This window comes from Streptomyces sp. NPDC001941, assembly GCF_040296945.1.
Classification (GTDB): domain Bacteria; phylum Actinomycetota; class Actinomycetes; order Streptomycetales; family Streptomycetaceae; genus Streptomyces.
Genome location: NZ_JBEOYE010000035.1, coordinates 25,411 through 37,102, shown reverse-complemented (window position 1 = coordinate 37,102; position 11,692 = coordinate 25,411). Strand labels below are relative to the sequence as shown.

Annotated in this window: 11 protein-coding genes and 1 pseudogene; 4 read left to right on the top strand and 8 right to left on the bottom strand. The window is 74.0% G+C overall.

Annotated features, from left to right (window positions below):
• The first annotated feature begins 68 nt into the window (after positions 1–68).
• Entirely contained in the window at positions 69–452 is a 384-nt protein-coding gene (locus ABT160_RS23045) for an STAS domain-containing protein (RefSeq protein ID WP_351649625.1), read from the top strand.
• A 64-nt stretch (positions 453–516) separates the two neighbouring features.
• Here the strand turns inward: ABT160_RS23045 and ABT160_RS23040 are convergent, their stop codons facing one another.
• From ABT160_RS23040 to ABT160_RS23025, 4 genes are all read right to left on the bottom strand, one after another.
• Positions 517–729: a hypothetical protein gene (locus ABT160_RS23040; protein WP_351649624.1), complete on the bottom strand. Its 213-nt coding sequence runs from the start codon at positions 727–729 to the stop codon at positions 517–519.
• A 29-nt stretch (positions 730–758) separates the two neighbouring features.
• A complete protein-coding gene (locus ABT160_RS23035; protein ID WP_351649623.1) occupies positions 759–1,130 on the bottom strand; it encodes a DUF5994 family protein in 372 nt (123 codons plus the stop codon).
• Positions 1,131–1,163: 33 nt separating this feature from the next.
• A complete protein-coding gene (locus ABT160_RS23030) occupies positions 1,164–2,177 on the bottom strand; it encodes an acyl-CoA desaturase (RefSeq protein WP_351649622.1) in 1,014 nt (337 codons plus the stop codon).
• 956 nt (positions 2,178–3,133) lie between these two features.
• Positions 3,134–3,484, bottom strand: a complete 351-nt coding sequence (locus ABT160_RS23025) for an STAS domain-containing protein (protein ID WP_351649621.1) — start codon at positions 3,482–3,484, stop codon at positions 3,134–3,136.
• Between the two features lie 558 nt (positions 3,485–4,042).
• Here ABT160_RS23025 and tal point away from each other — a divergent pair.
• Positions 4,043–5,164, top strand: a pseudogene (gene tal, locus ABT160_RS23020) (transaldolase); the annotation flags it as partial.
• Positions 5,165–5,862: 698 nt separating this feature from the next.
• Here tal and ABT160_RS23015 read toward each other — a convergent pair.
• Complete coding sequence (locus tag ABT160_RS23015) at positions 5,863–6,120, bottom strand: hypothetical protein (protein ID WP_351649620.1); 258 nt, start codon at positions 6,118–6,120, stop codon at positions 5,863–5,865.
• A 242-nt stretch (positions 6,121–6,362) separates the two neighbouring features.
• On the opposite strand from ABT160_RS23015, the gene ABT160_RS23010 reads away from it, so the two are divergent.
• Together ABT160_RS23010 and ABT160_RS23005 are read left to right on the top strand one after the other, a co-directional pair.
• Positions 6,363–7,184 (top strand): hypothetical protein, encoded by an 822-nt coding sequence (locus ABT160_RS23010; protein WP_351649619.1) that lies wholly within the window; start codon positions 6,363–6,365, stop codon positions 7,182–7,184.
• A 224-nt stretch (positions 7,185–7,408) separates the two neighbouring features.
• Positions 7,409–7,804, top strand: a complete 396-nt coding sequence (locus ABT160_RS23005; protein WP_351649618.1) for a hypothetical protein — start codon at positions 7,409–7,411, stop codon at positions 7,802–7,804.
• Between the two features lie 812 nt (positions 7,805–8,616).
• Here ABT160_RS23005 and ABT160_RS23000 read toward each other — a convergent pair.
• From ABT160_RS23000 to ABT160_RS22990, 3 genes are all read right to left on the bottom strand, one after another.
• Positions 8,617–9,186 (bottom strand): hypothetical protein, encoded by a 570-nt coding sequence (locus ABT160_RS23000; protein WP_351649616.1) that lies wholly within the window; start codon positions 9,184–9,186, stop codon positions 8,617–8,619.
• Between the two features lie 88 nt (positions 9,187–9,274).
• Positions 9,275–9,619 (bottom strand): hypothetical protein, encoded by a 345-nt coding sequence (locus tag ABT160_RS22995; protein WP_351649615.1) that lies wholly within the window; start codon positions 9,617–9,619, stop codon positions 9,275–9,277.
• A gap of 287 nt (positions 9,620–9,906) precedes the next feature.
• On the bottom strand, positions 9,907–11,259 hold the full coding sequence (locus ABT160_RS22990) for an NsdA family TPR-like regulatory protein (protein WP_351649614.1): 1,353 nt from the start codon (positions 11,257–11,259) through the stop codon (positions 9,907–9,909).
• Between the last annotated feature and the right edge of the window lie 433 nt (positions 11,260–11,692).

Genomic DNA, 11,692 nt, shown 5'->3' with positions numbered 1-11,692 from the left:
CACAGGTGCACCGGGCCCAGCCCGCTTCCCGGGCTTCCCACCGGCCGGTCTCCCGGAACGGAGGCGCCATGTCCTTGCCCCGCCTGAACGTCTACCGCCACGACAAGCGGTGCCGGTCACTGGTCACCCTGGCCGGTGAGATCGACGCCGAGACGGCCCCGCTGCTCAGCGCCTCCTTGCGGGAGTGCCTGCGCGGGGGGATGCGTACGATCGACGTCGACCTGACCACCGTCACCTTCTGCGACGTGAGCGGTCTGAACGCCTTCCTCGGCGCCCACCTGCAGGCCGCCGACGCGGGCGCCGCCCTGCGCCTGCACCACCCGTCGGCCGCGCTCGGGCGCCTGCTCACCCTCACCGGGTGCACGTTCCTGATCGGCGGCTACAGCGCACCCGCGCCGGGCGCCGCCGCCACGCCGCTTCGCACCGGACCGAAGGCACCCACGGGCCGATGACACCGTCGGCCGCCCGGACCCGAGGTGCGCACCACATTCCCCGGCCGTGGTGCGCACCGCCGGCCTAACCGGCGTCCCTGGCCCTTTCCAAACCGATGCGTGCGGCCGTGAGCATGCGTTCGCTGTCGACCCGCATCTGCTGGGCGGCCGTGCACGACCGCGCCGCCGTCGCGCACATCACCGCCGCGTGCGCCGAGGCCACGCGGGCCACCTCGCACATCTCCTCCAGCTTGTCCCGCATCAGGACCCGGGCGTTCGGGCCCGTGCCCGCGAGCACGTCTCCGGGTCTCCGGGGCGCCGCTCCGCTCATGCGTCACCGGGCCACTTCTTCGCCCCCGGCGGTACGAGCAGCAGGTCCCAGCGCCCCCACCCGGGAGCCATCAGGCAGACCGTGTCCGGGGAGTGCGGGGAGTGCGTGTGGTGCAGCTGGAGGATGCGGCCCTCGTGGAGCATGTGCCCGGGGAAGGGCGACCACGAGAGCGCGTTGACGGTGACGTGGACGATCGGGTGCCAGCTCTCCGGCAACGCGCTAAGCAACGGCGGCAGTTCGGTCACGAGGTCGTTCCCGCGCGGCCACCACGCGCCGTCGATGAGGCGCGGGCCGCCTTCCGGCGGCGACAGTCGTACCCGCGCGGTGAGCGGCGGGACGGGGGGCGGGGGAAGAGGGGGGACGGTCATGCTGAGCTCCTGGGTGTACGACGTGGTGCGGTGTCACGCGCGGCGGGCCGCGACGCGGTCCCGGCTCGGCCAGCGCACGTCACTGACCCAGCCGAGCCGCTCGAAAACGCGGATCACGGCGGCGGACGGGTCGAGCTGGCCGCGGTCGACGCCGTGCCGGGCGCTGGTGGGGTCGGAGTGGTGGAGGTTGTGCCAGCCCTCGCCGAAGGAGAGCAGGGCGAGCGGCCAGAGGTTGGTGGCCCGGTCGTGCTTCCGCGTGCGGAACGGCCGCCGACCCACCATGTGGCACAGCGAGTTGACGCTCCACGTCACGTGGTGCAGGAGGGCGATGCGGACGAGGCCCGCCCACAGCAGCGCGACCAGGGCGTGGACCCAGGTGCCGCCGACGATCCAGCCCCACGCCAGGGGCAGGGCCAGGGTGAGCAGGCACAGCGCGGGGAACGCCCGGGCCACGGCGCGCATGTCGGGGTCGGCGAGCAGGTCGGGCGCGTAGCGGTCCGCCGGGGTGGGGTCGTGCCGGAACAGCCAGCCGACGTGCGCGTCAAGGAGCCCCCGGAGCAGCCCGCCCGGCCCGGTCCCGTAACGGTAGGGGGAGTGCGGGTCACCGGGCCGGTCGGTGAAGGCGTGGTGCCTGCGGTGCGTGGCGACCCAGTCGACGACGTTGCCCTGGAAGCTCATCGAGCCGGCCACCGCGAGCGCGATGCGCAGCGGACGACGGGCGGTGAAGCCGCCGTGGGTGAGGCCGCGGTGGAACCCGATGGTGACCCCCAGCCCGGTCACCACGTACAGGACCAGGGCGAGCAGGACGTCTGAGAGGTGGACGAACCGGCCCCAGAGCAGGGTGAGCGCCAGGCCGAGTCCGATGAACGGGAGGGCGACGATCGCTGCCGTGATGACCAGGGACAGCCGCTCGCCCCGGTCGCGCGCGTGCGGTGGCACGGTGTCCACGGGGAAGGGGGCGGCTCCGTCGTAGGCGAGCACCGGCTCGGTCGGTTCGGGCGTGGTGGTGGACCGCGCGTCAGTCCGCGCGGCGTAACTCGACGTCATCCAGGGCTCCTTGACCTCGGTGTCGATGCGACGGCCGGGGTCGGGGGCCGAGGGGTGAGTGGGGCGAGTGACGTGGCGGCCGGTGGGCGCGTCCCGTGGTGTCCCCGGGCTGGAATCGTCCGGGGCGCCGTCTTCGTACGGGACGCTGCGCACCCGACGCGAAGGGGGTCGCATGGAGCGCCAGTGTCGACAACTCGCCTTCTTGTCAGCGTACCCCAAAGGGAGTCGGTGACTCCGTCCGCGCCGTGCCCGGTCGTACGGACGACCTACGGGCGGCGCGGCGCGGCGCGTTTGGTGAATTCGCGTCAACTGGCCGACGCACGAGGGTGGTTTCGGGTACCCACGGCACTACCATGGCGAGAGCAGGAGCGCCCGCCGGTGTCGGCGGAGACCGATTCCTCCTGCTGGCCCCCGGCCCCTGGGTCGCCACCGTCCACCGGGCGGCCCAGGCCGCAGCGCCGACGCCATCGGCCTGGGCCCATCGCCCTTCCGGTCTGTTTCGACCCGGGGCCACATCCCGCTGACGGTCCCGGTCCCGGAGGGGCGATCCAGTGCGGGACCTCACGCGGCGAAGGGGGAGCCGAGCCGCGTACTCCCGCGCTCGCGGCCGCCGCCAGTGACGCCACCCTGGCGGCGGCCGACGACCACGCCTCCATCCACTCACATCGGGAACCCGTTCCCAAGGCGTCAACCGGCCTATGCCAGCGGCGCGTTACTCCCCCGCACCACCGCTTCACCGCTCGCCCACCCCCGCAGCACCTTTCACCAAGCCACGCCACGACGACCGGGCGGCGAGCGCACGGTCACGGCACGTCGGGAGCCACGATGCCCCGGCGAGGCCGGTAACCGCCCCTCCGTCGCCCGGCCTTCCGGTCCGTACGGAGGGCCAGAGCGGCGTTCGCGTCTCCGGGGGTCGTCCTGGACGGGAACGGCCCCTCGGTGCGGCGTCCGGCCGCTCACGCGGCGGGCAGGGCCGGGAGGCCGGGGATGATGTCGAAGGGCCGCAGGTAGGGCGGCCTATGGAGGACCGTACGGGTGAGGGGCCGGGTGCACACCAGGCGCAGGCGTCCTCGGCGTACGGTCACGATGTCGCGCGTGGCGGTGAGGGCACGGCGGCCGGAGCAGTCGATGAAGTCGATGTGGCGCAGGTCGATCAGCAGCCGGGGCCGGGTGGTCTGCGCCAGGGCGCTCAGACCGCCGGCCAGGGTCGGGGCCGTACAGAAGTCGATCTCGCCGTAGACGGTGGCCAGCAGGTCGTCGCCGTGCGGCTCGGTGCGCAGCAGGCGGTGGAGCGGGGTGGGGGGCATGTAGCCCTCGATCCTGGACGGTTGCAGGTGTGGGGGATCAACGAGGATCGAGGCTGCCAGGGCGTGGTGCGAAAGTAGCGCCGTCCGCCCGAAGGGCGGGCCCCGCGGCGTCTGGTGCGTGCGCTCGCAAGGCGGAGGGTCATCCTCGTACTGGGCGTACTTGGATGATCCCGACAACGCAGCGAGCGTGCGTGCCAGGCGTCGCGGGGCAGGCGGGACTTTCGCAACACGCCCTGGCACCAGGGCCCGGGTCAACTCGGTCCAGACTAGGGCGGATGACCCGCCGTCGTCGGAGGTTCGTCGGTTCTCGCCCGTGGCCCGAACCGGCCTCTGCCGGAAGCGACTTCCACGGAGGCGGACCGGGGCGGAAGCCCGGAAGGGGAACGGCGTGCGGGGCGCCGTTTGCGGGGTACTGGTCCCACTCCGGTCCCCGGCGGCCGCCCGGCACTCGCGTCCCGTGGACGACCGTGCGACATCACCGTGACGGCGCCCGCGCCCCGTACCGCCGAGGGTGCCGTCGTCACGTCAGCTCCTTCTCCCCTTCCCCGGAGGTCCAGCATGTTCCCGTCCACCGTGCCCGACCCGCTCGCCGACCTGTCCGCCGCGGGCGTCTCGGTCTGGCTCGACGACCTCTCCCGCGCGTTGCTCACCAGTGGCGAACTGGAGCGGCTCATCGCCGAACGGCACGTCGTGGGTGTCACGACGAACGCCACCACCCTCACCGCCGCGCTGTCCCGCGGGGACCACTACGCCGACCAGCTCCGCGACCTGGGCGCCCGGGGCACGAGCGTCGACGACGCCGTGCTCGCGCTCACCACCGCCGACGTGCGGGCCGCCTGCCGCGCCCTGGCCCCGGTCCACGAGCGGACCGGGGGCCTGGACGGACGCGTGTCGGTCGGGGTCGATCCGAGGCTCGCCAAGGACACCGACGCGACCGTCGCGCGGGCGGTGCGGCTGTGGGAGGAGGTCGGGGAGCCGAACCTGTACGTCAAGGTCCCGGCCACCCCCGAGGGCCTGACGGCCGCCACCGAGGTGGTGGCGCGCGGGATCAGCGTCCACCTCACACTGGTCTTCGCGCTCGACCGCTACCGCGCCGTGATGGCCGCCCACGCGGCGGGACTCGACCGTGCCCGGCGCGCCGGGCACGACCTGGCCGCCATCCACTCGGTCGCCTCGTTCCCCGTGTCCCGGGTGGACGCCGAGGTGGACCGCCGCCTCGACGCCCTCGGCACTCCCGAGGCCTTGGCGCTCAAGGGCAGGAGCGGGGTCGCCAACGCCCGGCTGGCCTACCACGCGTACGGCACGGAGGCCGCCGGACCGCTGCGGCGGCGCCTGACCCGGGCCGGGGCCCGGTCCCAGCGTCCGCTGTGGGCGTCCACCGGCGTCGACGACCCCGCCTGCCCCGACACCAAGTACGTGACCGAGCTGGCCATCGCCGGCACCGTGAGCACCATGTCGCGCGCGACCCTGGCCGCGTACGCGGACCACGGTGCCCTCCCCGTGCACACGCCGGCGGTCGACGACCACGCCTCGGCGCTGCGGCACTTCGCCGCGCTGGAGCGGGTGGGAGTGGACTTCGCACAGGTCACGGACCTCTTGGAGCGCGAGGACCTGGCCGCCGCCGAGGAGAGCTGGGCCCGGCTGGGCGCGGCCGTCGACCTCGGAATGCGCACGGCCGGGGGCGGGCGCGAGGGACCCGTGCGGGAGAGGCCCGTGCGGGAGGAGCCGGTGCGGGAGGAGCCGGTGCGCGAGGGACCCGTGCGGGAGGGGTCGGTGCGCGAGGAGCCCGTGCGGGCCGGGGAAGGGCGGGACGGGAAGCCTCGGGGCCCTGCGCCCGCCGTGGTGGCCCGTCCCGTCCGTCCCACCCGTCCTGCCCGTCCCGTCCGGAGCAACCGTGCGGAGTTCCTGTCCGCGTACCTCAACGACCACCTGGCCGGTGCGACCGGCGGCGTCCAGCTGGCGCGCTGGGCCGCCCGGGCGCGGCGGGGCGAGCCCGCGCTCGCCGACCTCGCCCGTGAGGTGGAGCAGGACCGCCAGTGCCTGCTCGGGATCATGGAGGACCTGGGCCTGCCCACGAGCCGTCCCAAGGTCGCTCTCGGCTGGCTCGCCGAGCGGGCGGACCGCTTGCGGCCGAACGGCCGGCTCTTCGCCCGCTCGCCGCTCACCGACGTCCTCGAACTGGAATCGCTCCTGGCCGACGTGGCGGCCAAGGCGGCGTGCTGGCGGACGCTGCGCGCGTTGTCCGAGACCGACGGACGCCTGTTCACCGAGCACCTCGACGTCCTGTCGGAGCGGGCGGACCGCCAGATCGCACTCCTGGAGCGGGCGCGCGTCGAGGCCGCCGCCCGGGCGCTCGGATAGCCCGCGGGTACCCGCGCTCAGGAGCGGCGGCCCGGACCCCTCGTCGCCCGCCGGGTCAGCACCCGTACGCCGAGGACCGCCACGGCCGCGCCCAGCCCGATCGCGGTGGTCACCCCCGCCGACTGCCAGGCCTCGGCCGTCGGCGGGTGCGCGCGGGCGGCGCCGGCCAGGAGCGGTACGGCGGCGGCGATCAGCATCAGGCCGAGGCCGCTCACCAGGCGGAACGCGGTGATGTCGGGGCGGCGGGCGGGGACGGGCCGGTCGGAGATGATCACTGTGGGGGTCCTCGACGAGGTGGTGGAGCGTGGGCGTGGAAGAGGTGGTGGGGGCGTGCGGAGCGTCTTCATCCTCTCCCCCACGATCGGCGCGGACGTCGGCCTGGATGCGGAACGTGGTCTATGCCGAAGGTCCACCCCGCTCGTCGTCCCCTCTGCCTCGGGGCGGGGTGGGTACGAACACGGGCCGCTCCCGAGTGCGCCGCCCCCGCCCGACGCTCCGGCCGCCCTACTCTTCCGGCATGACGAGCGAAATGTCCGTTTCCTGGGACGGTCGGCCGGACGCGGAGGACCGTCTGGCCCGGGAGCTGTACGCAGCCGCCGACCACCCGTTCCCCGACGACGCGGAAGCCGGGGCAGGAGAGCGTCCCCGGACGGTCGGGGTGGCCGTGGCCCGGCTCGACGGCGTGCTGTCGGGCTGGGCGTGGGTGTTCGAGGAGAGCGACGAGGTCGCGCGCGTCCAGGGCCTGTACGTGCCGCGCGAGGTCCGTCGGCTGCGCAGCGGCCACGCGGGGGCCTTGGCCGCGGAGGCCGCGGAGGCCGAGCTGTTCACGCGCCTGTACGGCCGCGCCGCCGAGGAAGCCCGGGGTGCCGGGTTCCGCGTCCTGCGGTGGGACGGGCTGGACAGCGGCGCCGAGGGGCGAGCCGCGGAGGCACTCGGCGCGCAGGCCCATGGCGAGTTCGCCCGGCTCTGGACGGCGCGGCCCGCCGCCTGGCGGCCCCCCACCGGCCTGCCCCACGTCCAGGTCCGGTCACTGCCCGAAGCGGGCCTCACCCTGGCGACGACGGGCGCACGCGTCTCGGCCACCCTCGACGGACACACGGCCCTCCTCAACGCGGGCGAGGCGATCAGCCATCGCGACGGCGATCAGCACCGCCTCGCCGCGCTGGTCGCCGACCTCGTCGCGCGGCTGCGGGCCGCCCATCCCGAGGTGACCGAGCTGACCGTCCACGAGTTCGACGACCCCACGGTCCGGCAGGCCCTCGAACTGGCCGGGCTGCGCGTGGGCGGGCGCTTCCTGACGTACGACCTTCCTCTCGGTCCGTCGCTCCCCCACGACTGACCACCGGCGGCACGTATGCCGAATCGGGGGCGCGTATGCCGAAGGTGAGGGCGCGATCTCCTGCCCACGGGCGAGGAGCGGCCCGTCAGGACCCGTGAGGATGAGGGGACCCCCGATCGGCCACCCCACCGGAGTCCCGCATGCCCGCGCCCCTCGTCCCCCAGCCGCCGTCCTCGCGTGCGGAGACGGCCTCGTACGGCGACCGGGGACGGTGGCCGCCCATCGTGAGGCGTCTGCCACTCGACCTCGTCATCGCCGTGGCGGTCGGGCTCGGCACCGCGTGGTGCGTGTCCGCCGGTGACGCCGCCGGTGGCACGTGGGGCCATTTCGTCAGTGAGCCGGTCTGGCCCTGGTTCGTGCTCGTCGCGGCGCTGGGCGCGACGTCCGGGAGCTTGATGTCGGCGGTGCTCCGCTCCACGGTGTCCATGCTGATCATGCTCTACTGCTACTACCGTGACCGCGACGACCTGGAGTCCCTGGCCGACCCGGGCAACTGGGCGGTGGAGAGCAGCCCCTTCTACTGGCTCGTCGCGGCGCTGACCGTGGTGCCGCTGGTGGCCTCGGCGTCGTACGGGATCCGGAGCGCCGTACGACGGGGGTTGTTGACAAGGGGGAGGTAACTGTCCAGCCCTTCAGGGAAGTTGTGGGCCTACGGGGTGACGGTAGGGGCTCCAGCTCCTAGACTTGACGACGCCTCCCGTCACAAGGGGCGCGCGGGAGCGCTCCTTCGGGCCGGCGGTGACAGTGGACGGCAGTGCTCCCCCTCGATCCCTTCTGTTCTGCCGTCCGTGCGTCGCGCCCCGGGCATCCCGGGCGAAGTCGGCGTCGCTACGGGAGCGGCGGCCGCCACCGCACTCGGTGACGGCCGCATGCACCCGGCCGGCTCAGCCGCACAGGGAGCCGGTCGTACGCATTCCCCCAAACCCGCGGCTTCCAGGGCCATCGGCGAAGGCAACCCTGGCGGCAACAGGCATCGGCCTGGAGGGACGCACCGGTCTCACGGGCCGCTCCCCGGCCCGCAACCGGCATCCTTGGGTGTCGTCAAAGGAAAGCAGGTGATCTGCGGGGTCAGGGCAGACGGTACAGACAGGTACGCGCACTCTGCCGGGGCTGGGGCAGAGAAGGACGTGCTCTGCGGGGTCAGGGCAGAGAACGGACCACGACACGGCGCCCACCGGGGTGGGCCGGGCCATCGCACCGGCAGGACAGGACTGCCCGCCGACGTTGGTATCCCACCCTAGACCCGCCACCGGATAGCGGACAGGCGCACTCCAGCCGAACCAGGCACCCGAACGCGCCAGGCGCACAACCGCCGGCGCTTCCGGGCGGTCCGGACGGTGCGGTCACTGCCGGCTCCTGTCCATCGCGATGTCCATCTTGACTGTGCTTCGCGGCTGTCCTTCGTGACGGGGCGCCGCCGAGGGGCGTGGCGCTACGCGCCGCGCGTGGAACCCGGGGCCATCTTCCGCAGCACGCCGAGCGTCTGCTGCCCGGGGCGCTGCTGTTCACCGTGCAGGGCGTTCAGGACCACCAGGCCCGCTGTCAGTCCGGGAACCACCCATTGCATCAGGGTCAGTTGGCGCTGCGCGCGCGTCGTCCCGACGGGGATCTCCTGCGCCGCCTCGCGGTCCTCCGCGTCGTCGGACGAGTCGAGCTCGACCTTCTTGCCCAGCGCCCGGGTGTAGGCGGTGGCGGCGAGGGCCACGCCCGTCAGGCCGAGCTTGGCGAGCGTCGACGCGCCCACACCGGCCTGGTGGCGGACGCGTCCGCCGTTCGCGATCAGCAGACCGCTGCCGGCCACCAGGTGGGTGCCGATGGCGAGGGCGCCGAGCGGTGCCCACTTCGCCCAGCCCGCGCTCGCGATCCGTGCCGTGTCGAGCCTCGTGCCGCCCTCCTGCTCGGCGGCGCCGTTCACGCCGACCGCCCCCATCAGGGAGCCGCCGAACCAGGCCGCGAGGCCGAGGTCGTGCGCGCTGCGGAGCAGCGTGTTGCGTTCGGTCATGATCAGCCTTTCGTCGAGGTGTCCCGCGCCGGCGTCGGGGCCGGTTCCGCCGCGTCCTCGGGTCCGAGGGGGCAGCCGGTGCCTGTCGTCAGACCCGGGAGTCGTAGCCGCTGGTGTCGCGCGTGCCGCGCATGTCGCGCACGGTCCCGCGCGAGCCGGACTTGGCGAGCCCGCGGCTGATCAGGTAGCCGATGGTCAGCAGGGTGACGTACCACCAGGCCTGGGCGGCGGTGAAGCGGTCGTCGCCGATCCCTTCGGCGCCCACCAGCGCCGAGGCGATCAGCACGGCGAGCACGACGGCCACGTAGACGATCAGTTCGGTCGTCTTGAAGGACGGCTTGGTCTCCGTCTCCACGTAATGGTCGGCGACGGGCCGGGAGGCGGTGGCGCTGTGGCCCGCCTCGGGATAGCCGGCTGATGATGCTGTGGTCATGGCGCGCTCCTTCGAGGGAGAAGAGTCCGGCTGGGAACCGGACGGCGCGCGAGTACCCCCGCCACCGCGACGGAACGACGACAAACCGGCCAAGGAAAAGGCGTGTTGGCGGACGCGTCGCGCCACTGGCGCCCCGCCGCCACCCGCTGTCGCGGTGCCGGGGCGGCGGGGTGCGGAACACCGCCCGCCGGTCGCACGGGTCATTCCGCTTGTCCGTCTCCCTTTACTGACAGCTCCGTTCGGGGCTGCTGCCAGAATGGCTCGTTCCCGGATCCGTACGACCGCGGTCAGGACCAGTCCTGCTTCAGCTGGTACGCCTGCTCGAGGGCGAGCGCCGCGTGCCGCTGGCGGGGAAAGGCCCGCAGCCGGTTGATGAGGTGGGCGAGCGCCTTGTCGGCGCGGACGGAGTGCAGGTGCGGGTAGTGGTCCAGGGCGAGGCGGGCGTACGCGCAGGCCTCTTCGACGTGGCCGGTGTCGAGCAGTACGTCGGAGAGCCGCAGCTGGGTGAGTACGTACAGGCGGCGCTGTGAGGGCGGGCGGTGGCGGGCCGCCTGGCGCAGCGCGCTCACCGCTTCCTGCTGGTCCCCGAGCGCGTGGAGGATCTGGGCCCGCTGGTAGTCGAGCCCTGCCTGGGGATAGGTGGAGAAGGGTCCCGGGGCGCTGGTGGCCCTGCTGTGCTGTTGTTCGGCGGCGTTGAGGTCGGCCAGTGCCCGGCGCGGTTCGCGGTCCGCGGCGCTGGTGAGGGCGCGCTGGGCCAGTAGGTACGAGAGGGTGGCGGCGGGAGCGGTGGTTCCGGCGGACTCGTGGGCGGCGCGGGCGAGTTCACCGGCATGGTGGGTGTGGCCGAGGCGCAGGGCCTGGGTGCTCATGGCGCGCAGGGTGACGGCGTGGCTGGTGCGGTCGTCCGCGCGCAGGGAGAGGCCCAGGGCGGCACGGAAGTACTGCTGGGCGAGTCCCTGGTGCCCCGCGTCCGCGGTCATGGCGGCCAGGATGTGGGTCAACTGCGCGCAGTTGACCAGGATCTGGCGGTGCAGCGTACGGGAGGCGGGGGCGGCCGCCAGTGCGGTGGCGTCGTCGGCCAGGTAGCTGGTCAAGGCGGTGCGGGCGTGGCCGCCGCCGCGCCGGTCGCAGAGGCAAGCGAAGGTGCGGGTCATGTCCTGCAACCCCTCCACGTCCGCGTCGACGATCCGGTGGCCGGAGCCCGCCCGCGGGAGGGGCACCCGCGCCGCCCAGTCGGGGACCGTCACCGGCGAGAGCGTGTAGGCGGTGCGGGCCAGGTGGGCGCGGTGCGCGGGGTCGGTGTCGTCACGGGCGAGGGCGTTGAGGCGGCGTACGGGGTCGCCTTCCGCGGCGGGAGCGGGTTCCGGCAGTACGCCTATCCGTCCGTGGGGGGCGAGTCCGGTGTCCTCGGCGGTGATCAGCCGCCGCGTGCGCCGGCTCAGGGCCTGCGCGGCGAGCTCGGGTACGGGGCCGTGCGGGCGCGAGCCGGTCAGCCAGTGGGCGACGGCGGTGCGTTCGTAGTGCAGGTCCAGGCCCTGGGCGGCTCCCAGGGCGTTGACGGCGCGTGCCAGGTCGGCGGCGCTCCACTGGGCGTCCGTGAGGAGCGCGGCGAGGCGGCGGTTGGGTTCGCGACGGGGCATGAACGTTCCCTCTCGGGCGGCACGGCGTGCGTGCGGAGCGGAGACGGGGCCGGCGGGTGTCATGGCTGTGCCGCGTGGGACGTCACCTGTCGGTGTCGGCGAGGCGGGGTCACGTACGCACGCGGGACGGGTCGCTGCCCGAGGTCCGGGGGCGCTGGACATCTGTCGCGGTGGAGGCAGGCGGGATCGCGCTCGGGCCCTTCGACGAGGCGCGGCGGAAGCGAGGCGTGAGGCGTGAGGCTAGGCGGTGTGAGGCGGGGGCTTGGTGGGGGTGGCGCGAGGGGGATGGGCGTCGGGCGGTAGGAGGCATGGACAGGGCAGCCGGTTGCCTGAGGCACCGATGACGACAGCGTTCCCCGGAGCTCCCACTCCGCAGGGGTCTGCCGTCCCGGTACCGCAGGAGCCGTGCCTTTCCCTTCCACGTTGGCGCGAT

What these genes read in the sequence shown, in the direction of transcription:
- ABT160_RS23045 (WP_351649625.1), top strand. Translation starts at nt 69, where the DNA reads ATGTCCTTGCCCCGCCTGAACGTCTACCGCCACGACAAGCGGTGCCGG.
- ABT160_RS23035 (WP_351649623.1), bottom strand. Translation starts at nt 1,130, where the DNA reads ATGACCGTCCCCCCTCTTCCCCCGCCCCCCGTCCCGCCGCTCACCGCG.
- ABT160_RS23030 (WP_351649622.1), bottom strand. Translation starts at nt 2,177, where the DNA reads ATGACGTCGAGTTACGCCGCGCGGACTGACGCGCGGTCCACCACCACG.
- ABT160_RS23025 (WP_351649621.1), bottom strand. Translation starts at nt 3,484, where the DNA reads ATGCCCCCCACCCCGCTCCACCGCCTGCTGCGCACCGAGCCGCACGGC.
- ABT160_RS23010 (WP_351649619.1), top strand. Translation starts at nt 6,363, where the DNA reads ATGACGAGCGAAATGTCCGTTTCCTGGGACGGTCGGCCGGACGCGGAG.
- ABT160_RS23000 (WP_351649616.1), bottom strand. Translation starts at nt 9,186, where the DNA reads ATGACCGAACGCAACACGCTGCTCCGCAGCGCGCACGACCTCGGCCTC.
- ABT160_RS22995 (WP_351649615.1), bottom strand. Translation starts at nt 9,619, where the DNA reads ATGACCACAGCATCATCAGCCGGCTATCCCGAGGCGGGCCACAGCGCC.
- ABT160_RS22990 (WP_351649614.1), bottom strand. Translation starts at nt 11,259, where the DNA reads ATGCCCCGTCGCGAACCCAACCGCCGCCTCGCCGCGCTCCTCACGGAC.